Source organism: Dactylosporangium sp. NPDC050688 (assembly GCF_040654515.1).
In the GTDB taxonomy this organism is placed as follows: Bacteria; Actinomycetota; Actinomycetes; order Mycobacteriales; family Micromonosporaceae; genus Dactylosporangium.
Map to the genome: position 1 here is coordinate 158,406 of NZ_JBFAIC010000010.1, position 22,821 is coordinate 181,226.

General features: G+C 74.9%; 20 protein-coding genes. 6 read left to right on the plus strand and 14 right to left on the minus strand.

From position 1 onward, the window contains the following. The first annotated feature begins 20 nt into the window (after window positions 1–20). Window positions 21–614, plus strand: coding sequence for a hypothetical protein (locus AB0H83_RS12910; protein ID WP_360091549.1), 594 nt, complete (start codon window positions 21–23; stop codon window positions 612–614). Between the two features lie 578 nt (window positions 615–1,192). On the opposite strand, the gene AB0H83_RS12915 is transcribed toward AB0H83_RS12910, so the two are convergent. From AB0H83_RS12915 to AB0H83_RS12930, 4 genes are all read right to left on the minus strand, one after another. Further along, on the minus strand, window positions 1,193–2,149 hold the full coding sequence (locus tag AB0H83_RS12915) for a 5,10-methylenetetrahydrofolate reductase (RefSeq protein WP_360091552.1): 957 nt from the start codon (window positions 2,147–2,149) through the stop codon (window positions 1,193–1,195). A gap of 89 nt (window positions 2,150–2,238) precedes the next feature. Next, the gene (locus AB0H83_RS12920; RefSeq protein ID WP_360091555.1) at window positions 2,239–2,595 is read right to left on the minus strand and encodes a hypothetical protein; all 357 of its coding nucleotides are present in this window, start codon (window positions 2,593–2,595) and stop codon (window positions 2,239–2,241) included. Window positions 2,596–2,674: 79 nt separating this feature from the next. Then, complete coding sequence (locus AB0H83_RS12925) at window positions 2,675–4,255, minus strand: pectate lyase (protein ID WP_360091558.1); 1,581 nt, start codon at window positions 4,253–4,255, stop codon at window positions 2,675–2,677. Between the two features lie 216 nt (window positions 4,256–4,471). Further along, on the minus strand, window positions 4,472–5,344 hold the full coding sequence (locus AB0H83_RS12930; RefSeq protein WP_360091561.1) for a LysR family transcriptional regulator: 873 nt from the start codon (window positions 5,342–5,344) through the stop codon (window positions 4,472–4,474). Window positions 5,345–5,591: 247 nt separating this feature from the next. On the opposite strand from AB0H83_RS12930, the gene AB0H83_RS12935 reads away from it, so the two are divergent. Then, entirely contained in the window at window positions 5,592–6,113 is a 522-nt protein-coding gene (locus tag AB0H83_RS12935; RefSeq protein ID WP_360091564.1) for a hypothetical protein, read from the plus strand. 23 nt (window positions 6,114–6,136) lie between these two features. Here the strand turns inward: AB0H83_RS12935 and AB0H83_RS12940 are convergent, their stop codons facing one another. After that, a complete protein-coding gene (locus AB0H83_RS12940) occupies window positions 6,137–6,442 on the minus strand; it encodes a flavin reductase family protein (protein WP_360091567.1) in 306 nt (101 codons plus the stop codon). Window positions 6,443–6,633: 191 nt separating this feature from the next. On the opposite strand from AB0H83_RS12940, the gene AB0H83_RS12945 reads away from it, so the two are divergent. Beyond that, window positions 6,634–8,268, plus strand: coding sequence for an MFS transporter (locus AB0H83_RS12945; protein ID WP_360091570.1), 1,635 nt, complete (start codon window positions 6,634–6,636; stop codon window positions 8,266–8,268). Window positions 8,269–8,297: 29 nt separating this feature from the next. Here the strand turns inward: AB0H83_RS12945 and AB0H83_RS12950 are convergent, their stop codons facing one another. The 3 genes from AB0H83_RS12950 to AB0H83_RS12960 all read right to left on the minus strand — a co-directional run bounded on the left by AB0H83_RS12950 (window position 8,298) and on the right by AB0H83_RS12960 (window position 12,670). Continuing rightward, window positions 8,298–9,668 (minus strand): hypothetical protein, encoded by a 1,371-nt coding sequence (locus AB0H83_RS12950; RefSeq protein WP_360091573.1) that lies wholly within the window; start codon window positions 9,666–9,668, stop codon window positions 8,298–8,300. After that, a complete protein-coding gene (locus tag AB0H83_RS12955; RefSeq protein ID WP_360091576.1) occupies window positions 9,665–10,171 on the minus strand; it encodes a SigE family RNA polymerase sigma factor in 507 nt (168 codons plus the stop codon). The genes AB0H83_RS12950 and AB0H83_RS12955 overlap by 4 nt, the downstream gene beginning before the upstream one ends. Before the next feature lie 78 nt (window positions 10,172–10,249). Next, on the minus strand, window positions 10,250–12,670 hold the full coding sequence (locus tag AB0H83_RS12960) for a SpoIIE family protein phosphatase (RefSeq protein ID WP_360091579.1): 2,421 nt from the start codon (window positions 12,668–12,670) through the stop codon (window positions 10,250–10,252). Between the two features lie 220 nt (window positions 12,671–12,890). Between AB0H83_RS12960 and AB0H83_RS12965 the strand changes: the two genes are divergently transcribed. Together AB0H83_RS12965 and AB0H83_RS12970 are read left to right on the plus strand one after the other, a co-directional pair. Further along, a complete protein-coding gene (locus AB0H83_RS12965) occupies window positions 12,891–14,624 on the plus strand; it encodes a S8 family serine peptidase (protein ID WP_360091582.1) in 1,734 nt (577 codons plus the stop codon). Between the two features lie 52 nt (window positions 14,625–14,676). After that, window positions 14,677–15,255, plus strand: coding sequence for a hypothetical protein (locus AB0H83_RS12970; RefSeq protein ID WP_360091585.1), 579 nt, complete (start codon window positions 14,677–14,679; stop codon window positions 15,253–15,255). Here AB0H83_RS12970 and AB0H83_RS12975 read toward each other — a convergent pair. The 3 genes from AB0H83_RS12975 to AB0H83_RS12985 all read right to left on the minus strand — a co-directional run bounded on the left by AB0H83_RS12975 (window position 15,243) and on the right by AB0H83_RS12985 (window position 20,100). Continuing rightward, on the minus strand, window positions 15,243–15,623 hold the full coding sequence (locus AB0H83_RS12975) for a hypothetical protein (protein WP_360091588.1): 381 nt from the start codon (window positions 15,621–15,623) through the stop codon (window positions 15,243–15,245). The two genes, AB0H83_RS12970 and AB0H83_RS12975, sit on opposite strands and share 13 nt — an antisense overlap. Before the next feature lie 53 nt (window positions 15,624–15,676). Beyond that, window positions 15,677–16,060, minus strand: a complete 384-nt coding sequence (locus tag AB0H83_RS12980) for a hypothetical protein (protein ID WP_360091591.1) — start codon at window positions 16,058–16,060, stop codon at window positions 15,677–15,679. A 161-nt stretch (window positions 16,061–16,221) separates the two neighbouring features. Next, on the minus strand, window positions 16,222–20,100 hold the full coding sequence (locus AB0H83_RS12985; protein ID WP_360091594.1) for a helix-turn-helix domain-containing protein: 3,879 nt from the start codon (window positions 20,098–20,100) through the stop codon (window positions 16,222–16,224). Window positions 20,101–20,250: 150 nt separating this feature from the next. Here AB0H83_RS12985 and AB0H83_RS12990 point away from each other — a divergent pair, with 150 nt between their 5' ends. Continuing rightward, window positions 20,251–21,603, plus strand: a complete 1,353-nt coding sequence (locus tag AB0H83_RS12990) for a neutral zinc metallopeptidase (protein ID WP_360091597.1) — start codon at window positions 20,251–20,253, stop codon at window positions 21,601–21,603. A 219-nt stretch (window positions 21,604–21,822) separates the two neighbouring features. Here the strand turns inward: AB0H83_RS12990 and AB0H83_RS12995 are convergent, their stop codons facing one another. The 3 genes from AB0H83_RS12995 to AB0H83_RS13005 form a co-directional block, all read right to left on the minus strand. Beyond that, window positions 21,823–22,209: an SRPBCC family protein gene (locus AB0H83_RS12995; RefSeq protein WP_360091600.1), complete on the minus strand. Its 387-nt coding sequence runs from the start codon at window positions 22,207–22,209 to the stop codon at window positions 21,823–21,825. After that, window positions 22,206–22,418 carry a hypothetical protein gene (locus AB0H83_RS13000; RefSeq protein WP_360091603.1) on the minus strand — a complete coding sequence of 71 codons (213 nt, stop codon included), beginning with the start codon at window positions 22,416–22,418 and terminating at the stop codon, window positions 22,206–22,208. The genes AB0H83_RS12995 and AB0H83_RS13000 overlap by 4 nt, the downstream gene beginning before the upstream one ends. A gap of 125 nt (window positions 22,419–22,543) precedes the next feature. After that, entirely contained in the window at window positions 22,544–22,729 is a 186-nt protein-coding gene (locus AB0H83_RS13005) for a hypothetical protein (RefSeq protein WP_360091606.1), read from the minus strand. Between the last annotated feature and the right edge of the window lie 92 nt (window positions 22,730–22,821).

Genomic DNA, 22,821 nt, shown 5'->3' on the forward strand with positions numbered 1-22,821 from the left:
TCCAGGAAGGCGCGATCGCGATGCGTGACGAGAACTTCCAGCAGGCACCGTCCGGCTCCGGGCAGGCGTCCCAGCCGCAGCAGACCACGGCCGAGACCCGCAGCGCCGGCCCGCCGCCGCCCCCCGCCGAAGGCGTCCGCGGGCAGGAAGGCGTCCGCGGGCAGGGCGGGTACCCAGAAGGCGCGCCCACGCAGGGTGGCCGCTACACCGAGAGCCCGCCAACGCAGCCCGGCTACACCGAGGGCGCGCCCACGCAGGGCGGCGGCTACACGGAGGGCACGCCCACGCAGACCGGGTACACCGAGGGCGCGCCAACGCAGGGTGGCGGTTACACCGAGGGCGCCCAGGGGCAGGCGATCTGGGACGCCGCCGAGGCCGAACGGTTCCGGCAGCGCTGGCACGACGTGCAGACCCACTTCGTCGAGGACCCGCACGGCAGCGTCACCGAGGCGCGGCAGCTGCTGGACGAGGCGGTGCAGTCCCTGGCCGGCTGCGTCCACCAGCGCGAGGAGGAGCTGGCACACGCCGGCGCCAGGTCCTCGGACAGCACCGAGGGCATGCGCGACACCGTGCTGCAGTACCACCAGCTGCTCGACCGCCTGCTGACCGTCTGACCCCGGCGCGCGGCCCGGTCACCGCCGCCTGCCACGACGCCCGATCACCGGCCGCAGGTCGGGCACGCCTGGGCGGGCGGCGGCGCAGGCGGGCGTGCAGCCACAGTGTCACGGGCACCGCCACGGCCGCGACCAGCGTGGCGACGACGGCCCCCGCGACCGCGGCCCGCCACGTCGGCCACGGCTGGGGCCCGGACATCGAACCGAGCAGCGCGGCCACCGGCGCGGCCAGCCACGCGAGCCAGGCGACCGCGCCGAGCGTCACGAACGGCCCCACCGGGTGCCACACGAGACCGGCCCGGTCGGAGACCAGCTCCGCGGCGATCAGCCACACCGCGGCGAGGCTTGCGGCCGTCATGAGGGCCAGGTGCGCCGCGAACGGCACCGCGTCGGCGAGCCCGAGCGCGTGGCGGGCCCGCAGGTGCTGGCGCAGGCCGCCGCGGACCAGGTCGGCCACGTCACCGGCGCGCGGCCGGCGCTGCCCCGGCGCGGCGAGGTCCAGGTACGTCTCCACGATCTCGTCGCCACGTTCGGCGCGGTAGTCCGCCGGATAGCAGCGCAGCTCGCCGGCCCGCCCGTTACCGCCCGCGCTCGCGCAGCAGGGCGGCGACGTCGGCGGCCAGCTCGGTGGTCGCCTCGATCTCGGCCCGGCGGATCGAGACGCTCTCCACGTTGAAGCCGTACGGCATGCCCAGCTCCTCGCAGAAGTCCGCCAGGTCCCGGCCGATGGCCAGTGCCTGCCGGTAGGACTCGGCGAGCGGGTCGTCGGCGTACCGGATCGAGTTCTGCAGCCAGCGCGGCACGTCGACGCCGAGCCAGCGGACGAACTCCAGCGTCTTGAACGAGCCGCACAGCGACAGCGTGAACACGACGGTCCGTGGCGCCACCCCGCGCTCGCGGCACTCGTACACGTAGTCGGAGACGAGGTTCTTCGCCTCGTTGACGTCGTACACGACCTGCGAGACGAAGAACGTGCAACCGCGCTCCTGCTTGGCCAGCATGCGCAGGTGCTCGTCGCCGCCGCGGCGGTGCCGCTCGCCGATGACGACCCCGCCCAGCGGCAGGTCCGGGCGCACCTCCCGGCGCACCGCGTGGGCGCGGCGCATGTCCGTGCGCACCGGCTTGTCGCCCGACGACGCGCCGACGAACACCCCGAGCACCCGCCGCGGGTCCGCGGTGCGCAGCCAGTCGGCCAGCTCGTGCTCGTGGTACTTGCCGACGCAGCGGTAGATCACCGCCGGCCGGTCCCAGCCGCCGAGGTGCTCCTCGTGGTACCAGGCCGGGTCCAGGGTCGGCAGATACGGAAACGGCCGCTCCTCGGGGTTGCGGTCGGATTCGTCGTCGATGTCGTACAGGATGAGCCCGTCGACGTCCAGCTGCGCCAGGCGCTCCAGCGTGACGGCGGCAATCTCCTTGATCCGCTCAGGTGTCGCGCTGCGCCGCGGCGGGGTGATGCTGAACAGCAACACCCCCGGCCGCGCCTCGGCCAGCATCCGCTGCAATTCCGGCCGCGTCGATGTCTCTTCCTCGCCCATGCCGTCACCTCCGCTGCGCTCCGGCCCGCTCATTGGTGCACCCACCTTATGGGCGCAGGCTCGACCGTGGATCGAGGATGTGTCCGTCGTTACCCGGCGGCGGGGGCGCGCAGGTCGGCCGGGTCGACGCCCCAGCGGTCCAGGAACTCCCCGACGGTCAGCTCGGCGAGCTGCTGCCGCACGTACGCGAGCAGCTCACCGTCCTCGCGGCGCGACCGGGTCAGCTGCACCGTGGCCCCGTTGTCGATCCGCGTGACGACCAGGGCGCCCCAAGGCGTGGGCGGGTTGCCGTCCTCCACGACCACGGCGAGCGCGAGGAGCAGCAGCGCGCGGGTGCGGGTCCAGGCCCGGCCGGCCGGCCGCGGCACCAGGTCGGCGCTGAGGACCAGCCCCGCCAGGACGTCCAGGTCGAGGTCCACGGGCTCGTCGCGGCGATCGTCGTCCATCGACGCCCGATCGTAGCGGGTCGCATGCGCCGGGGCGGGAACCGGTGACCCGGTCCCCGCCCGCGGTGTGGCGCAGCGGTCAGGCGTACGTCTCGAACTCCGCGACCCGCGGGGTGCCGGTCGCGCTGGTGATCTCGAAGGTGACCTTCTTCAGCGAGGTGCGGGTGAACGTGATGACGCCCGCGCCGGTGCCGGAGGCCAGGACCGCGCCGGTGTCGCCGTTGAGGACGCGCCAGTTGCGGATGTAGCCGGTGGCGCCGGACGCCTCGCGGATGTTGATCCGGGTGATGGCGGTGGCGGAGCCCCACTTGATGGAGATGGAGCCGGTGGTGCCGGACGGTGACCAGTACGTGCTCATGCTGCCGTCCCGCACGTTGCCGTAGCTGGTGCCGTCGGCCTTGCTGGAGCCGTCGGAGCCGGCGCCGATGCTCAGGTTGGTCCCGCCCTGCGTCGGGCCGGGCGAGGACGGGCCGGGCGACGACGGGCGCGGCGAGGTGGGCGTCGGGGTGGTCGGGCCGCCGGTCGGCGTGGTCGGGGTGCAGCTGCCGTCGGAGACCTGCAGGCCCTTGTTGGCGCCGGCGGTGCGGCTCACCACGTCCGGCACGCAGCTGGCCGGGTCGAGGGCGAAGCTGTACGGGATGCTGACGCTGGTGTTCGAGGTCGGGTTCGGGCCCGCGGGGTTGGTGTCGGTGCCCTTCGGCGACCAGGTCACGTTGTCGAAGATGTTGCCGTTGACCTGCCAGTAGCCGGCCTCGCTGGTGTAGAACGTGCCGATGACGTCCTTGGAGTTCTTGAAGTAGTTGTTGTCGATCCTGGCCCGCGCGCCGGCCCGGGAGTTGATCCCGGACTCGTTGAGGCTGACGTAGGAGTTGTTGTAGATGTGCGCGATGCCGCCGCGCAGCAGCGGTGTGCGGGAGTCGATGTTCGTGTACGAGTTGTGGTGGAACGTGATGTAGCTGTTGCCCCGGTCGCTCTCGCTGGAGCCGATCAGGCCGCCGCGGCCGGAGTTCTTCAGCGTGCTGTAGGACAGCGTCACGTACTGCACGTCGTCCTTCAGGTCGAACAGGCCGTCGTAGCCGGCGGACTCGCCGCCGGACGCCTCGAGCGACACGTGGTCGACCCAGACGTTGCGCACGGTGCTCTCCATGCCGATGGCGTCGCCGCCGTTGGACGTGGGGGAGCCCGACTTCTTGACGTTCCTGACCGTCACGTTCTGGATGATGATGTTGCTCGAGTCGCGGATGTGGATGCCGAGCTGGTCGAAGACCGCGCCACCGCCGACACCGATGATGGTGACGTTGCTGATCTCCTTGAGCTCGATCTTGTCGGCGGCGGTGTTGCAGCTGGAGCCGGACACCTTCGTCGTGTTGCCGTGGTTGATGGTGCCCTCGACCTGGATGATGATCGGGGTGCTGCTGCTGGCCCGGTTGCACAGCGCGGCGTGGATGGCGGTGCCGGTCGTGGCCCGGACCGTCTGGCCGCCCGCGCCGCCGGTCGTGCCGCCGTTCTGGGTCGCGAAGCCGGTCACGCCGCCGGTCGCCGCGGACGCTTCGGTGGTGGACAGGGCGATCCCGATCCCGGCGCCGACGACCGTGGTGGCCAGCGCTGCCACCGAGGCCCGCAGCGCGAGTCGTCGGCGGTTTCGGACGGTGTGACTCATGAAGACCTCCGGTGAGGCAAGTGGTACGGCGGCGACGCGTCCTCGCGCCGTACCGCGCAGTCAGGAGGCGTTTCCCAGGCGGGGGAGCGGCACTGAACTGCATCGACGGGACCCGATTCTAGGAAAGCGCTTTCCCCGAATACAAGACCAGCGATGTGCAGGTTTGTTGCAGTGCGCCGGGCGGCGGCGCGGCGCTGAAAATTTCGCGGCGGGACGTCAGCCGCGCGCCAGGATGCGCTCCACCAGGCCCGCCACCCTCGGGTCGGCCAGCGCCGCCGGCTGGTGGACCAGGTGGTACGTGACCGGCGGCAGGTCGGTGACCGGCCGCGCGACCAGCCCCGGGGGCGGCGGCACGCACCCGTTGACCACCGCCAGGCCCACGCCGAGCGCGACGAACTGCGCGATGAGCGGCCAGCCCTCGGCCTCCACCGCGACCGTCCAGTCGACGCCCGCCGCCCGCAACGCCTGCTCCAGCAGCACTCTGTGCGGCCGGTGCTGCGGTGGTACGACCAGCCGCGCGCCCGCCAGGTCCCGCAGCGCCACCGGCCCGGGCAGGGCGGACCGGTGCCCTTCGGGCACGAACAGCATCTGCGGGAACGTCGCGACGGCCACCGCGGTCAGGTCCTCGGGCAGCACGTCGAGCACGCTCACCCCGAGGTGCGCCTGCCCGGTGCGCACGGCGGTGAGCATCTGCCGGTGGTCGCAGTTGACCAGCCGCAGCCGGGTCGGTTCCTCGGCGAGCACCGCGCGGATCGTGTCGCCCAGCAGGTACAGGTAGGCGCCCTGCCCGGCGGCGAGCACCACCGGCCGGTGCGGTGCGCCCCCGGCGAACTCGGCCAGGAAGTGCGCGAGCCGCTCGTCGTGCGCGCGGGCGAAGCGGGCCACCGCCTCGCCGTCGGCGGTCAGCACCAGCCGTCGCCCGGCCCGGTGGTACAGCGGGCGGCCCAGCGCCTGCGCCAGCTTGCCGATCTTCACGTGCAGCGCCGGCTGCGAGATGCGCAGCTGTGCGGCGGCCCGGGTGAAGTTCAGGTGGTCGGCGAACACCACGAACGCCGCGAGCGCCTCCGGCGACACGGCCCGGCGATCCATAGGTACCAACTATAGCTGCGACGACAAGAATAGTTCTGTTCTATTGCCGCGACGGCCACGCTGGGACGCATGAGCGGGCCGGAGCGGAGCGGAGGGCTGCGAATCATGGGTGCAGGGTGGGGCTCAGGCCGGCGCCGGAGCGCAGCGGAGGTGACGGCATGAGCGGGCCGGAGCGGAGCGGAGGGCTGCGAATCATGGGCTCAGGGTGGAGCTCAGGCCGGCGCCGGAGCGCAGCGGAGGCGACGGCATGAGCGAACGACACTTCCGGCTCGGCGTGGACATCGGCCGGGTCATCATCGGCGGGGGTGCCCCCGGCGGCGGCGACACGCAGTTCTTCAGCGGCGACACCGCGCGGATGCTGGCCACGCCGGCCGTGCCCGGGGCGTTCGAGGCGCTCGCCCGCCTCGCGCCGCGCTTCGAGCAGGTGTGGCTGGTCTCCAAGTGCGGCGAGCGGGTGCAGCGGCTCACCCGCCAGTGGCTGGAGCACCACGAATTCGCCGCCCGCACCGGGATCCCGCGCGAGCACCTGCGGTTCTGTCTCAAGCGCCCCGACGAGGCCCTGCACTGCGCCGAACTCGGCATCACCCACTTCGTCGACGACAAGCTCGACGTGCACCAGGCCCTGCGTGGCGTCGTGGCGCACCGGTACCTGTTCGGGCCCCAGCCCGGCCCGGCGCCGGACTGGGTGCGGCACACCGAGACCTGGCCGGACGCAGAGGCCGCGATCCTCGACAGCCTCCGGCGGCCCCTGGCGTCCGCGCGGTCCTGACCGGCGACCACCCGGGGTCGGGGTCAGGCGGCGCGCTGGAGGCGGCCGAACGCACTGCGGTGGAACACGAGGGGCTCGACGGTGCGGTCGGCGTGCAGGTCGTGGACGCGCAGCAGGACGATGTCGTGGTCTCCGGCCGGCAGTTCCCGCTCGATGCTGCAGTCGAGCCAGGCGCACGCGCCGTCGAGCAGGATCTCGCCGACGTTGCTGGCCCGCCACGTCGCGCGGTTGTCGCGCAGGGCCCGTTGTCCTTGCCGGCGCGGCGCGGCCCTTGACAAGAGGGCAGGGGGCACGCCGAGCGCCTCGACAACGAGCCCGTCGACCCTCAAGGCCGGCTTCCGTGGCGGCCGCGCGCCGCTCGACCCGGCCGCGGCCGTCCGGCTCCGGTCGCTGACCAGGGGTCACCCCGCCGGGGGACGCGTCGGCGTAACCGCGTGGGCGGACTGATCGTTGTGGCGGTCAGGTGCAGCAGCGTGGTCGACAGCGTGGGGGCCTGGGACAGATGTTGATGCAGAAACCGGTGGCAGGGGCCAGATCGAGGGCGGGCAGGACGCTCGCCGTCGCGGTCGTCGGCTACATGTTGCACTACTGGACGTGGATGCTGGTCGCGCCGATCGGCCCGGAGCTCGGGTACCGGTACGGCCTGCCGCCCGGCACGTGGGCGCTGCTCGGCATCGCCCCGCTCGCCATCGGCGTGCTCGTGCGCATCCCCGCCGGCGTGCTCACCGACCGGCTCGGCGCCCGGGTCGTGCTGCCGGCGGTCAGCGGCGCCGCGGCCCTGGCCGTGCTGGCCCTGGCCGTCGTCGACGGGCTCCCGTCGCTGCTCGTGGTGGCGTGCGCGATCGGGGTCGCCGGGGCGGCCCTGCCGGCCGGCACCGCCGCGGTCGTGCGGGCGTCCCGGCCGGGGCGCCGCGGCATGGCGCTGAGCGTCTTCGCCGCCGGCATGTGCATGGCCGCGGCCTCGGGCGTCATCTCCCGGGCGGTGACGCACCTCGAACGGTCGCAGGGCCTGCTGGTACTGGCCTGCGCGCTGCTCGTCTACGGTGCCATGGCCGCCCTGCTCCTGCGCGACGGCCCCCGCCCGCAGCCGTACCCGGCCGGCCCCTGGTCGGCGGCGGCGACCCTGCTGCACCGCCCCGCGACCCGCTACCTTGCCGTCTGGTACGGCGTCTCCAGCGGCGGCATCGTCTCCCTCGACCTGTACCTGCCCGGGTACCTGCACCGCACGTACGGCGTCGACCGGACCCCGGCCATGTTCCTCGCGGCGGCCGGGATCTGCCTCGCCGCGGCCGCCGGGCCGTTCGGCGGCTGGCTGTGCCGGCACCGCGCGCCGACCGCCGTGCTGGGCACCTGCTTCACCAGCCTCGCCGGGCTGCTGCTGATCCTCGCCTTCGAGCCGCCGCTGACCTGGGTCGCCGCGCCCGTCCTGGCGGGTATCGCGATCGCGCTCGGCACCGCGTTCGGCAGCGTGCTCGCCCTCATCGGCCGCACCGCCCCGCCCGCGCAGGCCGGGTCGATCGCCGGGGTGCTGGGCGCCGTCGGCAGCGCCGTCGGGCTGTTCCCGATACTGCTGCTCCCGGTGGTACGCGGGTTCGACGGCTCGTACACCATGGGCGTGATCCTGCTGGCCAGCGCCGCAATCGTGGGGGCGAGCAGCCTGCGGGCGCGCCGCGCCTGGATCGGCGCCGCGGTCGCCTTCCCGGCCCCGGCCGTCGTCGCCTCGCAGGCCGCCACGACCGTGGTGTCCCTCACCGGGTCGCAGATCCGCGCCTACCTCGGCGACGTCACCGCCGTCCTGGCCGCCCTCGCCACCCGGCACGAGCTTGCCATCGTCTACGCCGACCCCGACCCGTCCGCCGGCACCGGCCTGGGCTTCCCGCTCGTGGCCGGGCTGCGCCAGCACCTGCCGGCGCACACCGTGCTCGCCATCACCGCCGAGACCCCGCCGCACCCGCACGAGTCGGCGGCGATCGCCGAGATGATCGACGCCGGCACGATCCCCATCGTCCTGGTTGCCGGCAGGGACCCCACCCCGATCGCCATGCTGCTGGCCTCGGCCGTCGACGCCGACCAGGTGCTGCACCTGACCCCCGACCGGGTCGAGGGGCTGATCCCGTACCAGCGAAAGCCGGTGCCCCGATACGCGGCGCGCTGAGGCCCGAACCGGCACCCCGGGGGCGAGCGTCACCAGGGGCTCGGTGCGCCGCCGTCCATCCGGCGTCGCCGGCGGCGGCGTCCGCGGATCCAGCGGTACACCAGCAGGGCGAGCAGCGCGAGCAGCACGCTCACCGCGGTCACGGTCACGGTCGTCCACCGCGGCCACGGCCCCCGGTCGGCGTCGGCGGGCCGGACCGCCAGCGACGGCAGCAGACCGGTCGCCATCCGGATCTCGTACGCCTGGCAGGACGACAGGCCGAGCTCGCAGGTGTTGCCGGGATCGAAGCGGCTCAGCACGGTGCCCGGGCCGCCGGTGACCGGCAGGTCGCGCAGCTCGCCGGCGCCGTCATCCGCGGCGACCTGGGCGAGGATCCGGTCCGGGGCGCGCCAGCCGAGCATCTCCTCGGCGGCAACCGGCTCCGGGACCGGGCCGCCGGCGCCGGTCGCGTCGGCGAACACGATGCGCCGGTGGTACTCGATGATGTCCGGTCCGCCGGGGGAGGCCGTGGCGCCGGTCGCGGCGAGCAACCGGCCGTCGGGCGACCACGCGGCGTTGCTGGTCAGGATGTGCTCGGCGGGCAGGTCGACGGTCCGCACGGCCGCGCCGGCCCGGTCGACGATGCGCACCTGCGGGCCGGTCTGCACGGCGAGGAGCTGCCCGTCGGGGGAGAACGACGCGGCGAGGACCGGGGTCACCCCGCTCAGTGTGCTGCCGCGGCCGGTGTCCAGGTCGACCAGGACCAGCACCCCGGTCCGGCGCACCTCGCTCGTCACGTCGGCGTACTGGTCGCTCGGCGGCATCGGCACCGCCGCGTACGCGAGGGTCCGGCCGTCCGGGGAGAACGCCAGCGGCAGCGCGCCCGCAGGGGACGGCAGCGGCACCGACCGGCGGCGGCCGGTGCGCAGGTCGACCAGGGTCAGCGCATGCACCGGGTCGACACTGGCGGTGACGACGGCGGTCGTGCCGTCCGGCGACAGCAGCCACGGCCGGATGCCGCGCCGACCCTCGGCGGCGTCCAGCTGCCGGTACGTGTCGCGGTCCGCGCCGAGCGCCAGCGGCTGGAACATGTTGAACACCTCGCCGCTGCCGAACTGGTACAGCATGACCGCCCGGCCACCGGGGGACCGGCTCACGGTGCTGGTGAGCGTCGAGTACGGCGCGATGCGGTCAGGCAGCGACGGCGACCCGGCCGGCACCGGCGGCACCGCGGGCACCGACGGCGGCCGCCCCGGCAGCACCAGGGCCAGCCCCGCGACGAGCAGCGCCAGCACGCACAGGACCGCGCCGGCCCGGCGGCGGCGGACCGAGGCGCGGCCGGCGGCTACGAGCCGGTCGACGTACTGCGGGGGCAGCGGCGGCTCGTCGAGCGCGGCGGACCGGAACAGGTGCTCGCTCACCGTGGCTCCCATGCGTAGTCGGGCATCAGCCGCCGCAGCGCCGCGATGGCGTGCGACGTCTGGCTCTTCACCGTGCCGGTGGAGCAGCCGAGGACCTGCGCGGTCTCGGCGACGTCGAGCCCCTCCCAGTACCGCAGCACGAGCACCGCCCGCTGCCCGGGGGCGAGCCTGCCCAGCGCCGCGTGCAGGTCGACCCGGCGTTCGGTGAGCGGATCGGTGAAGGGCTCGGGATGGTCGGCGGGCTCGGCGAAGAGCCGCACGTTGCGCGACCACCAGGTGCCGCGCTGCTGCAGGAACACGTTGACCAGCACCTGCCGCACGTACGCGTCGGGGGAGTCGGCGGCGCTGACCCGGGCCCAGTGCCGGTACAGCTTGATCAGCGCGCCCTGGACGAGGTCGTGCGCCTCGTGCCAGTCGCCGCACAGGTGGTACGCGGTCCTGCGCAGCGCGAGCACGCGGCTGCTCACGTACTGCACGTAGGCGTGCTCCTCGTCGGCCCGCATGCGGCTCCCTTCCCGTCCACCTCCTTGATCGCAGCATCGGGCCGGTCGGTTGTGCCCGGCGCCGGAAAATTCTGTGGGTCAGGCGCGCGGCAGGTCGAACCAGACGAGCTTGCCGCCGGTCGCCACCGGCTCGGAGCCCCAGGCCGCGGCGAGCCGCTCGATGATGTACAGCCCGCGGCCGTTGTCGGTGTCGGTGTCGGGGTCGCGGGGCTGCGGCGGGCGGTTGCTGGCGTCGTGGACGGTGACCCGCAGGTGCTCGCCGAGGCGCAGCTCGACGGTGACGTCGCCGACCGTGTGCTGGATGGCGTTGGTGATGACCTCGTCGAGCAGCAGCAGCGCGTCGTCGACGATCTGCGGCTGGTGCCAGGCGGTGAGCACGTCGGCGGCGAAGCGGCGGGCCGCGGACGCGCTGATCGCCTCGCCGCGGAAGCGCCGCCGCGCCGTGGGCGGGCCGTCCGGCACCGTGTCGCTGGTCAGGCACAGCACGGCGACGTCGTCGCTGCGGGGGCGCGGGCCGACGTCGCTGGCGAGGATGTGGTCGAGGGTGCCGCCGGGGTCCCGGGTCGGCGCGTCGTGCAGGGCGGCGCACAGCTCCCGCAGCCCCCGGTCGATCGGGTGCCGGCGGTCCTCGACCAGCCCGTCGGTGTACAGCAGCAGCTGCGCCGCCGGCGGGACCAGCAGCGTGGTGTCGAGGTAGACGGCGTCCGGGGTGACGCCGAGCGGCGGCCCGGTGCGCAGCCGCAGCGGCTCGGCCCCGTCCGCGGTGCGCAGCATCGGCGGCGGGTGCCCGGCGGTCACCGCCGTCACCGTGCCCTCGGCGGGGTGCAGCTGCAGGTAGCAGCAGGTGGCGATGGTGTCCGGGTGCATGTCCAGCAGCAGCTGGTTCACGTGGTGCACCACGCTGGCCGGGTTGTGCCGTTCGGTGGCGTACGCCCGCAGCGCGTTGCGGACCTGCCCCATGGTCGCGGCGGCGGTCGCGTTGTGCCCGGCGACGTCGCCGATCACGATGCCGACCGCGCCGTCGCCGAGGTCGATGATGTCGTACCAGTCGCCGCCGACGTCGGCGCCGTGCGTCCACGGCAGGTAGCGGGCGGCGTGGCGCAGCCCCGGCACGTGCGGCAGGGTGGCCGGCAGCAGCGCCCGCTGCAGCGCCGACGCGAGCGTGGTGCGGGCCTCGAAGAGCAGCGCCCGCTGCAGCGCCTGGGCGCCGAGCCCGGCGAGCGCCATCAGCATCGCCTGCTCGTCATAGTCGAAGTCGCGCGGATTGCGGTAACCCACGACGAGGGTGCCGAGGACCTCACCGGCCACGGTCAGCGGCAGGAACGCCCAGGCCTGCCGCTCACCGGCCGGGACCGCGGTCACCGGGTCCGGCTGCGCCGCCCGGAACTGCTCCAGCGACGTCAGGTACAGCGGGTGCCCGGTGCGGGCCACGGCGGTCGCCGGGTACGGGTGGTCCAGCGGCAGCTCGCGCAGCCGCGCCACGACGTCGGGCTCGTAGCCGTCGTGGTACCGCAGGTGCAGCCGGTGCTCGTGCAGCAGCAGCAGCGCCAGGCCCTGGCCGCCGGCGGACGGCCGCAGCACCGAGCCGATCGCCGCATACACCTCGGCCGTGGTGCTCGCCGCGACCAGCGCGGTCGTCGCGGTCTGCAGCGCCGTGGCGCGGGCCGCCGCCTCCGTGGCGCGGGCCGCGGCCTCCTCGGCCTTCTCGGCGACGGCGGCGAGGTGCCGCTCCTGCTCGACCTGGTCGGTGACCTCGCGGAACGACACGGCCACGGCGGGGGCGCCGACCCCGGCGCGGGCCATCTTGACCTCCCACACCTGGCCGATGCGCGGGTACGCCCGCTGCTCGCGGATCGGCTCGCCGGTCTCCGCCACCGACCGGTACCGGTCGAACAGCCCGTTGTTCCAGCTGCCGGGGGAGATGTCGCTGAGCCGCTGCCCGATGACCGCATCGGGCGTGCGCCCGACGAGCCGCGCGCCGAGCTGGTTGACGTAGTCGCAGACGAAGTCGACGACCGCGCCGGTCTCGTCGGTCACCGCACGCAGCAGCGTGAAGCCGTCGAACGCCGCGTCGAGCGCGTCGTGGAGCCGGGTGCCGCCGCCGGACTGCGGGACCACGGTGACCTGCCGCAGGTCGACGAACCGCGCCCCGAACCCGTCGCCGAACGGGCTGATCCGCAGCTCGAAGTGCCCCTGCAGGGTCGGCCGGTCGTGGTAGACGGTGCGGGTCAGCGGCCGGCCGGTCTCCACGACGGCGATGTACAGCGGCAGCGTCCCGTCGTAGCCCATCTCCGGCCAGAGGTGCCGGTAGCGGCCGCCGATCAGCTCCTCGCGGGGGCGGCCGACGAACCGGCAGCCGGCGTCGTTGATGTAGGCCAGCTCGAAGTCGACGATGCGGCCGTCCTCCCGCACGGACCTCGCCAGCACCCAGCCCTGGCGGTCGTCGTCGAGCATCGCCAGCAGCCGCGCGTCCGGGAGCCCGCCGGCGTCGTCGAGCACCGTCCCCGCCCCCTCCGCAGCGCGCCACCGTGACCCAACGTCATCATCTCCCATCGCCGCAGCCGCGTCGAATCATGGCCGGACGGGTGCGCGAGGGTTGCCGGACCGGTGGAAATGGCGGCGATCACGGTGTCCGGGCCGCGGACCGGCCGACCGGCTGACAAGCGACGGCCGAGGAGCACCGCACGATCGAGGTAACGCACCGCTAGATGGAGGTTCGATGCGTCCAGCTTCACTGCTCAAGGCGGCCGTCGCCGCGACCGTGGCGACAGGTCTGCTGGCCGGCCCGCTCAGCACGGCAGCCGCGGCGGCCCGCCCCACGCACACCGCCGCGCCGCTGCTGCCGGTCATCGTCCGGCACGACGGCACCGGCGCCGCGGAGGCCGCCGTGACCCGCCTCGGCGGCACGATCGGGCAGCACCTGGACCTGGTCGGGGCGTTCACCGCCACGGTCCCGGCCGGCGCGCTCGCCGCCGTGGCCGGTGCGCCGGGCGTGCGGGCCGTCACCCCCGACGGCGAGGTGCGCCTGCAGGCCGACACCTGGAACGCCGACGAGGACCAGCACTCCCTGTACAGCCTGACCCAGTCGATCGGCGCCCAGGAGGTGTGGGGCGCCACGGACGCCACCGGTGCCCGGCTCACCGGCCAGGGTGTCGGCGTGGCCGTCATCGACTCCGGGATTGCGCCGGTCGCCGGCCTCGACACGGCCGGGAAGATCATCAACGGCCCCGACCTGTCGTTCGAGTCGCAGACCCCCGCGCTGCGCAACCTCGACACGTTCGGCCACGGCACGCACATGGCCGGCATCATCGCCGGCCGTGACACCGGCGTGCAGCCGGGCCAGGAGGCCGACAAGAAGCAGTTCGTCGGCGTCGCCCCCGGCGCGCACCTGCTCAACATGAAGGTGGCCGCGGCCGACGGCGCCGTCGACGTGTCGCAGGTGATCGCCGCGATCGACTGGGTCGTGACCCACCGCGACGACCCGGGCCTCAACATCCGGGTGCTCAACCTGTCCTTCGGCACCGACTCCACCCAGGACCAGCGGCTCGACCCGCTGTCCTACGCGGTGGAGGCGGCCTGGAAGCAGGGCATCGTGGTCGTGGTCTCCGTCGGCAACGAAGGGCTCGCCGAGACCCGCGTCGGCATGCCGGCCCAGAACCCGAACGTCCTGGCCGTCGGGGCCGCCGACCCGCTCACCACCACCGACCGCACCGACGACGTGGTCGCCGACTTCAGCACCGGCGGCAACGCGACCCGCCACGCCGACCTCGTCGCCCCCGGCAAGTCGGTGGTGTCACTGCGGGTGCCGAACGCGTTCATCGACGTCGTCTACCCGCAGGCGCGCATCGCCGAGGACCCCGCGCAGCGGTACTTCCGCGGCAGCGGCACCTCACAGGCCGCGGCCGTCGTCTCCGGCGCCGCCGCCCTGCTGCTGCAGCAGCGTCCCGACCTCACCCCCGACCAGGTGAAGCGGCTGCTGACGAGCACCGCCGACGCGATGCCCGCCGGTGACCAGGTCGCCCAGGGCGCCGGCCAGCTCGACATCGCCGCCGCCGTCAACGCCCCGACCCCGGCCGAGTCGACCCAGACGTACCTGCCGGCCACCGGCCTCGGCTCGCTGGAGCTGTCCCGCGGCACGTCCCACGTCGCCGACCCCGACACCGGCGCCGAACTGACCGGTGAGTTCGACATCATGGGCCAGGCCTGGACGCCGGCCGGCTGGGCCGAGGTCTGCACCACCGGCACCGCCTGGTCCGGCGACACGTGGAACGGCCGCACCTGGTCGGGCCGCACCTGGTCCGGCGACAACTGGGCCGGCCGCACCTGGTCGGGGCGCACCTGGTCCGGCGCTGTCTGGGACGGCCGCACCTGGTCCGGCCGGACGTGGTCCGGCCGCACCTGGTCGGGCCGGACCTGGTCGGGTCTGAACTGGTCGGCGGCCTCCTGGAGCTGACCGGGCACCGCGGCAGGGGCCTTCGACGACGTGGTCGAAGGCCCCTGCCGCGATGGCCGGGGTGTTCCTGCTCAGCGGCGTGTTCCGGTCGGTCGGGTTCACCGGGTACAACACGCTGCAGTTCGCCGACGTGCCGGCCGCGCAGATGAACGGCGCGACCACGCTGTCCTCGACGGTCGTGCAGCTCGCCAACGGCCTCGGCATCGCCCTGGCCGCCCTCGGCGTGCGGGCGGTCGACGCGGTGAGCGGCCCCGGCGCCGGGGGCGGGCTGCTCGGCTACCGGGTGGCGCTGGTCGCCCTGGCCGCCGTGGCCGCGCTGAGCATCGTGGCGCCGCTGCGGCTGCCGGCACGGCGCGGCGGAGCACGTGCGCCGCCCGCGCCGCGCCCGGCCTTCACCCTTCGGCCAGGGCTACCACCGGGCCAGGCCGATGCCGGCCGAGAGCATGACCCGGCTGCTCGCCGCCCAGCAGCACCTCGCCAGCTCCGTCTGACCGGAGGGCGGGGTGCGACGAAGACGGCGCCGCGGCCGTCACCGGCGCGGCGCCGTCTCCCCCCTCCTGCGAGCAAAGCCTTGACAGTCACAACCAGCAGGGCGACCAGGAGCCGGTGCAGCGATGGTCAGCCGGCGTAGCAGCGGTCGTGGGCGTAGATGCCACCGACGCCGTAGGCCCAGCCGGGGAAGCAGATGACGTGCGCCCAGCTGGTCGAGTAATAGGGCGTGCTGGTGCTCGCCGCCCACTGCTGGGGCGTGCCGCCGCAGCCGACCGTCAGTGAGTACGACTTGCCCTGGGTGTTGTAGCTCCAGTTCTGCGAGTAGCCGGAGCCGCTGCGGCTCGCCCAGCCGCTCGTGCCGCCCGACACGTTGACCCAGACGCCGACGACGGGGTCCTGGTTCGCGCACATCGCCGATCCGGAGTTCGCCGCGGACGCCGGCGCGGCGCCGAGCCCGACGATGGCGACGCCTGCGGCCAGCATGAGGGCGATACGCGTTGTGGTCATGAGCGCTCCCTGTTCGATGGTGGAATGGTTCACGGACCGCAGCCGCGGTGACCTCACGACGGCGAGCAGCGGTTCAGGCCGCCCGTGGCGTATCCCGGGATGCACACCCAGTCGGCGTCGCCGGACTGCGGGGTCACCGAGGTGGTGGTGTACTGCCACGCGCTCGGGCTGCCGCCGCAGCCGACGTGGACGTTGTACGTGGCGTCCGAGTCGATGTTCTCGCGGTAGTAGTCCTGCGTGGACGAGCCGTCGTTGGGTGTCCACGCCCAGCCGGAGGTGCCGCTGCCGCTCACCTTCTGGATCCAGACGCCGACGACGGCCAGGTTGCCGTTGCAGGTGACGCTGCCGCTGGCCGAGGCGGAAGCGGGGGACAGGCCGGCGAGCGGGGCGCCGGCCGCGGCGAGCGCGGCGGCGACCACGACGCGGGTGATCTTCATTCGGGCTCCGATGTGTGCGGGGCGGCCGGGGTGCCGCACGTCGAGCGAACCGGGCGGCGGCTGCCCGGCGGAAGAGCGCACGGCCCGGTCCGGACAACTCCGGACGGGGCATGGGCCACCCCGGACAGGGCCGGACGGGACCGCAGCGCCGCGAAATTGGCTCAGCAGGGTGGGCTGTAGGGCGCTCCGGGCACGTACTGGTCCCATTCGGCGCGGCTGATGCCCACGCCGGCGGTGCGGCAGATCTCGGCGGCGGCGCGGGCGGGGTCGGTGCCCCAGAGGCGGGTGGTGCCGTCGTCGCTGCCGGCGACGAGGACCGTGCCGTCGGGGCTGAAGGCCGCCGTGTAGTAGGCCGGGTCGGCGCGGCCGAGGGTGGCGACGACCGTGGCGCGGGCGGGGGTGGTGACGTCCCACAGCCAGACGGTGCCGTCGGTCGACGCCGTGGCGAGGGTGGTGCCGGCGGGGTTGAACGTCACCCAGTACACGTAGCTGGTCGGGCCGAGCAGCGGCGCGGGGAACCGTGCCGGATGCGCGGGATCGTCGACCGTCCACAGCTGGACGGTCTTGTCGCCGCCGCCCACGGCGAGCAGCCGCCCGTCGGGGCTGAACGCGGCGCTGTAGGCGTAGCCGGCGAACCCGCCGAGCGCGCTCAGCGGCGCTGGGTGGGCCGGGTCGTGGACGTCGAGCAGCCGCACGGAGCCGTCGGTGTCGGTGGCGGCGAGGACCGGCGCGTGCGGGTGGAACGTCAGCGACAGGACGATGGCTCCGGTGCCGGGGACGGTGGCCAGCAGGACGGGCCGCTGCGGCGTGGCGACGCCCCACAGGTAGAGGTTGCCGTCGTCGCCGCCGACCGCCAGCAGCGTGCCGTCGGCGCTGAAGGCGACCGTCTCCACGAGGGCGTGCGCGGCGCTCAGCGCCGGGGTGAGCCGGACCGGCCGGTCGGGTTCGTGCACGTCCCACAGGTCGACGTCGCCGGCTCTGGTACCGGCGGCGAGCAGCCGCCCGTCGGGGCTGAACGCGGCGGTGCCCGCGTATCCGCCCTCGGCGCGGCGCAGGACGGGGCCCGGCGGGCCGTGCGGGTGCAACAACCGGATCGTCTCGTCCCGGCTGGCCACGGCGAGCGTCGCCCCGTCGGGGCTGAACGCGGTCGCGAACACCCCGCCGGCCGGGCCGGTCAGCAGCGGACCGGGCAGCGGCCACAGGCGCACGTGACCGTCGGTGCTGCTGGTGGCGAGCGTCTGTCCGTCGGGCGTCAGTGCGACGGCGGTGACCGGCGCGGGATGCGGCAGCGTCTGCAGGGCGCGGCCGGTGGCGACCTCGTACAGCAGCACGGTCTTGTCCGACGACCCGGCCACCAGCAGGCGGGCGTCCGGCGTGAACGTCACCGCGTTCACCCAGCTGGTGGGGCCGGTCAGGGGCGCGCCGCGCGGCGTGGGCCGGCGCGGGTCGGTGAGGTCCCACAGGCGGACGCTCTGGTCGCTGCTGCCGCTGGCCAGCAGCCGCCCGCCGGCGCCGAACGCGACGCCGAGCACCTTGCCGGTGTGCCCGGGCAGCGCCGCGACGTGCTCGGGCCCCTGCGGGGCGAGCAGGTCCCACAGGTGCACCAGGCGGTCGGCGCCGCCGGCGGCCAGCACGCGCCCGTCGGGGCTGAACGCCAGGGCCTGCACGCCGGTGACCCCGTCCAGCGGCGGCAGCGGCACGGCGGCCGGCCCGGTCAGCTGCCAGCGGTACACGGTGCGTTCGGCGCTGCCGGCGACCAGGGTGTGCCCGTCGGGGCTGAACGCGAGGGCGTAGACGGTGCCGGACGGGCCCGGCAGCGGCGGCAGCGGCTCGGGCCGGGCGGGGTCGTCCAGCCGCCACAGGAACACCCGGTCGTCCGCCCCGGCGGCGGCGAGGAGGCGGCCGTCGGGGCTGGCGGCGAGGGCGTACAGGGCGTCTGCCGGGCCGGTGAGGGTCGCGGTCGTCCTCGGTGCCGCCGCGCCGGTCGCCCACAGGCGCACGGTGTGGTCGGTGCTCGCCGCGGCGAGCAGCTGCCGGCCGGGCAGCACCGCCACCGCCTGGGCCGGGCGGCCGAACGGCTCGAGCCGGGTCGCGCTCAGCGTGGCCGCCGCGTCCAGCAGGCTGGAGCGTGCCTCCACGGTGGGTGCGGTCCGGTACGCCGCCAGCGCCAGCTGCCGCGACAGCGTCGTGTCCCGGCCGCGCAGCCAGTCCGCCCGGCCGGCGATCATGCGCGACAGCGCCGCGTTGCGCTGGACGATCGCGGCGTGCCGCTGGGTGTCGGCGGCGGCCCGCTGCTGGAATGCGTAGCCGGCCAGCAGCAGCGTGACCACGGTCAGGGCGCTGAGGGCGGCGAGCGTCTGCTGCAGCCGGCGGGTGCGCCGCCGGGCGTGGCGGGTGCTGACCCGCAGGAACTCCCGCAGCGGCGGCGACAGCAGGGCCGGATGCTCCGCGGCCCAGCCCTGCGCCGCCGCGAGGCGGGTGCCGCGGTACAGCGCGTTCGGGTCGTGGCCGTCCGCCTGCCAGGCCGCGGCGGCCGTGGTCAGCTGCTGGCGGATCAGCAGGCCGGCCCGGTCGGCGCGCAGCCAGCCGCGCAGCCGGGGCCACGCCGACAGCAGCGCCTCATGGCTGAGCTGGACCGTGTCGGCCTCGGCGGTGATGAGGCGGTGCTGCACGAACCGCTCCAGGACCACCTCGGCCGCGTCGGCGTCGGCGCCGCACTCGGCGAGCAGCGCGGCGGTCGGCACCACCCGGCGGGTGTCGACGGTGTCCTCGCCGAGGTGGACGAGGGCGGTCAGCAGCCGGCGGGCCACCTCCTGCTGGGGCGGGGTGAGCCCGTCGTAGACGGCGCTCGCGGTGGCGGCAACGGCTCCGCGGACGCCGCCGACCTCGCGGTACGCCGCGTGTGTCATCCGCCGGCCCTCGTCGTGCTGCCACATCGCGGACAGGGCATGGGACAGCAGCGGCAGCGCGGCGGTCTCGGCGGGGTCGTCCGCGCCGCCGAGCCCGGCGACGTCGGCCAGCAGCACCTCCACCAGGCCCGTCTCGACCTCGATCCCGGCCCGGTCCGCGGGGCCGGCGATCACCGAGCGCAGCTCGTCGCGGGTCATCGGCCCGACGGTGAACTGGCGCCGCTGCGCCGCCCGCAGCAGCGGCGGATGGCGCAGCGCCTGGGCGTAGAAGTCGGCGCGCAGGGCGACCACCACGACGGCGCGGGCCGGCGCCGCGCACAGCCCCGCCAGCTCGCGGACGAAGGCGGCGGCGTGGTCGGCGGCGAGGGTGAACAGCTCCTCGGCCTGGTCCACGACGAGCAGCGCGGGACCCGGCGCGGCGGTCACGGCACGGACCCGCTGCGCCAGCTCCGCGAGGGGGTCGGCGCCGGGCGTCATGACCTCGACCACCCACGCCGCCGCGTCAGATCCAGGCGCCGTGTCACCGCCGGGCGCCGTGTCACCGCCGGGCGCCGCGTCAAAGTCCGGTGCCGCGTCACCGTCCGGCGCCGCGTCAGGTCCGGGCGCGTCGTCCGCGGGACGCCCCCGCAGGCTGGCCACGAGGCCGGCGCGCAGCAGCGACGACTTGCCGGAGCCGGAGGCGCCGACGAGCAGCAGCAGCCCACCGCCGGCGGCCCGCAGCGACTCGACCTCCCGGCGCAGGCGGGCGGTCAGCCGGTCCCGGCCGAAGAACCACCGGGCGTCGTCCGGCCCGAAGCTCGCCAGCCCCCGGTACGGCTCCTCGGCGGGGACCGTGGCCGCCGGCCGATGCCGCCCCCGGCGCCAAGCCGCGAGCCACGCCTCGATCTCGTCCGGCGGCACGTCGCAGACCTCCAGCACGCGCACCAGCAGCGGCTGCGACGACAGCGACGGCAGCCCTCGGCCAGAGAACCAGTCGCCGACGGTGCTCACCGAGTGCCGCGCCCCGGCCTGCGCGGCGACCTGCCGGACGGTCAGCCCGGCGCGCTCGCGCTGCCCGGTGAGCGCGGCGGCGAACTGGGCACGGTCGACGATGCGTGCCGGGTCCGGCACGTCGCGGTGGCCGTCAGGCACCCCAACCTCCCACACCACGTCTGGTGACCGGAACGTTACCGAAGGCCACGTCGATGTGCGAGGATGCGTACGGACCCGAAAGGTTTTGCCGGCGGGCGGCCGGGATATCGAACCCTGTGAAGGCACACTGCTGAGGGGTTGTGGGGGACGATGCAGGTCAACGCTCGGCCCGTCTGGATCGTCACCGCGGTGCTGGCCCTCGTCGTGGGTGCCGGCTGCGCGGTCGGCGCCGACCCGGCGGTGCGGGGCCGCGGCGCCGCGGTCGGCGGGGGCGAGCCGCTCTCGGCCACCGAGGCCAACAAGGTCGTCCGCGACGCCGTCACCGACGTCGAGCGCTACTGGACCGCCGCCTATCCCGCGCTGGCGGGCGGCAAGCCGTTCGAGCCGGTGTCCGGCGGGTACCACCCGTACACCGAGCAGGACCCGCCGCCGCAGTGCGGGCCCGAGCGGTGGCAGTACCAGCCGAACGCCTTCTACTGCTCGGCCGGCGACTTCATCGCCTGGGACGCGCAGACGCTGATCCCGCAGCTGGCCGCCGACTACGGGACGTTGCTGGTCGCGGTGGTGGTCGCGCACGAGTACGGGCACGCCGTCCAGCTGCGCCTCGGGCTCGCCGAGCAGGCCACGATCGTGCTGGAGCAGCAGGCCGACTGTTTCGCCGGCAGCTGGATCGCCGACGTCACCGCCGGGCACTCCAAGACCTTCGCCCCGCCTCGCGCCGAGCAGCTGGACAGCACCGTCGCCGGGCTGCTGTCGCTGCGGGACCGGCCAGGCGTGTCCGCGCAGGCCCCACAGGCCCACGGCAACGCCTTCGACCGGGTCCGCGCGCTGCAGGAGGGCGTCGAGCAGGGCCCGGCCCGGTGCGCCTCGTACCGCGCCGGCAACCTGCCGGTCACCGAGATCCCGTTCAGCTCCGCCGACGAGGCGGCCAGCGGCGGTGACCTGCCGTACGGGCAGGCCGTGACCGAGCTCGCCGGCGACGCGCAGGAGTACTGGCAGCGCGCGTACCCGCAGCTGACCGGCGGCGCGGCGTGGAAGCCGCTGAAGGTCGTGCCCTACGACCCGGCCGACGCGCCCGACTGCGAGGACCGGCAGCCGCCCGGCACGCAGCCCACCGGTGCCGCGTTCTACTGCCCCAGCGGCGACTTCGTCGCCTTCGACAACCGGGAGCTCGGCCCGCAGCTGTACCAGCACATCGGCGACAACGCCGTCGGCATGCTGCTGGGCGACCTGTTCGCCAGGGCCGCCCAGTCCCGCCGCGGCCGGCCCGCCGACGGCCGGGCGGGCCAGCTGACCGTCGACTGCCTCGCCGGCTCTTGGGGCAACGACCTGCTGCACCGCGGTGCGGGCGACGGCCTGCGCCTGTCACCCGGCGACCTGGATGAGGCCGTCGCGGCGCTGCTGGTCTTCGGCCGGGCCGGCGGCAGCGGCGAGGCGAGCGCCTTCGACCGCATCGGCGCCTTCCGCAACGGCGTCCTCGGCGGTCTCGCCGCGTGCCGGTGACGCCGCTCAGGAGCTGCGGCGTCCTCGGCGGCCTCGGCGGGTGCTGGTGCGCCGCTCAGGAGCTGCGGCGTGCTCGGCGTGCTCAGCGTGCACCCGGTCGCCATCAAGGCCGTCGCCGCCACGACCGCCGCTGCCCGACGCATGGATCGTTCCTCCCGTGTCCCGGCCGCCGAGCGGCCACTGCCACGGGAGGCTAGCGACGCGAGTCAAGCCGGCGGGTCAGCCGGCGTTGAAGTTGTCGCTGACGTCGAGCTGCAGCCGGCGCATCGCGTCGCCGACGAGGGCCAGCACCCGGTCCGGGCCGGCGTCCGGGGTGTCGACGCTGATGTGCACCTGCGCGCCGCCGGCCGGGCCGTCCTCGGCGCGGAAGGTGCCGTGCACGCCGGGCCGGTCGGCGAGCCGCCACTCCAGCCGCAGGTCGTCCGGCACCGTCGCGACCTCGCAGACCACGACGGTGCCGCCGGCGCGGATCCGGTACCGGTCGGGGCCGGCCCGGTCGGCGGTCACCCCGGACGGCAGCCAGCGGGCCACCCGGTCCGGGTCGGTGAGGGTGCCGAAGACGACCTCCGGCGGCGCGGTGAAGCCGTAGCTGCCGGTGACCGTCACCGGCGCGGCGCGTTGTCGACGGCGCCGCGCTCGACGCCGGTGTCGGGGTTGACGTCGGTGCCGCCGACGGCCTCGGGGCCGAAGTCGTCCGGGTTGCGGTCGGCGCCCGCCTCGCCGTCGTAGCCGCCGGTGGCAGTGCCCTCGCGGTCCTGGTCCGCCCCGTAGACGGTCTGCTGGTCCGGGTCGTGGTCTGGGTCGTGGTCCGGCATGGGGTGCCTCCTGCTGTCGTCGATGCCGTACCGGCTACCCGGCGGGTACCCCGGCAAACAGCACCAGGACGTCCGGCCGGGTGGCCGGCGCCCGGAACGGGCCGGTGGCCGGGCACTCGGGGGGATCAGTCCATGCCGGCCCGGTTGTCGGGGCTCTCCGGATCCTCGGCGCGCTCCGGGCCGCCGGGCACCTGGTCGGCGAGGGTGGTGTCGCTGTGCTCGCCGGCGAAGTCGTCGTCGGGCGTCGCGTCCTCGGAGAACGCTTCGAGCCGGTCCGGGCCGGCGTCCTTGCCGGTGTTGTCGTCGGTCATGACCCCGGACTACCCCGCCGGGAGTGAGGCCATGCACGCCCCGGGCCGGCGGCGAATTGGTTGAAGCCGCGCCTGCATCGAGTGACAGGAGT

What these genes read in the sequence shown, in the direction of transcription:
- AB0H83_RS12915 (WP_360091552.1), bottom strand. Translation starts at nt 2,149, where the DNA reads ATGGGCGAGGAAGAGACATCGACGCGGCCGGAATTGCAGCGGATGCTG.
- AB0H83_RS12970 (WP_360091585.1), top strand. Translation starts at nt 14,677, where the DNA reads ATGGCCGGGGTGTTCCTGCTCAGCGGCGTGTTCCGGTCGGTCGGGTTC.
- AB0H83_RS13000 (WP_360091603.1), bottom strand. Translation starts at nt 22,418, where the DNA reads ATGCCGGACCACGACCCAGACCACGACCCGGACCAGCAGACCGTCTAC.
- AB0H83_RS12925 (WP_360091558.1), bottom strand. Translation starts at nt 4,255, where the DNA reads ATGAGTCACACCGTCCGAAACCGCCGACGACTCGCGCTGCGGGCCTCG.
- AB0H83_RS12930 (WP_360091561.1), bottom strand. Translation starts at nt 5,344, where the DNA reads ATGGATCGCCGGGCCGTGTCGCCGGAGGCGCTCGCGGCGTTCGTGGTG.
- AB0H83_RS12920 (WP_360091555.1), bottom strand. Translation starts at nt 2,595, where the DNA reads ATGGACGACGATCGCCGCGACGAGCCCGTGGACCTCGACCTGGACGTC.
- AB0H83_RS12980 (WP_360091591.1), bottom strand. Translation starts at nt 16,060, where the DNA reads ATGAAGATCACCCGCGTCGTGGTCGCCGCCGCGCTCGCCGCGGCCGGC.
- AB0H83_RS13005 (WP_360091606.1), bottom strand. Translation starts at nt 22,729, where the DNA reads ATGACCGACGACAACACCGGCAAGGACGCCGGCCCGGACCGGCTCGAA.
- AB0H83_RS12910 (WP_360091549.1), top strand. Translation starts at nt 21, where the DNA reads ATGCGTGACGAGAACTTCCAGCAGGCACCGTCCGGCTCCGGGCAGGCG.
- AB0H83_RS12935 (WP_360091564.1), top strand. Translation starts at nt 5,592, where the DNA reads ATGAGCGAACGACACTTCCGGCTCGGCGTGGACATCGGCCGGGTCATC.
- AB0H83_RS12955 (WP_360091576.1), bottom strand. Translation starts at nt 10,171, where the DNA reads ATGCGGGCCGACGAGGAGCACGCCTACGTGCAGTACGTGAGCAGCCGC.
- AB0H83_RS12975 (WP_360091588.1), bottom strand. Translation starts at nt 15,623, where the DNA reads ATGACCACAACGCGTATCGCCCTCATGCTGGCCGCAGGCGTCGCCATC.
- AB0H83_RS12990 (WP_360091597.1), top strand. Translation starts at nt 20,251, where the DNA reads ATGCAGGTCAACGCTCGGCCCGTCTGGATCGTCACCGCGGTGCTGGCC.
- AB0H83_RS12965 (WP_360091582.1), top strand. Translation starts at nt 12,891, where the DNA reads ATGCGTCCAGCTTCACTGCTCAAGGCGGCCGTCGCCGCGACCGTGGCG.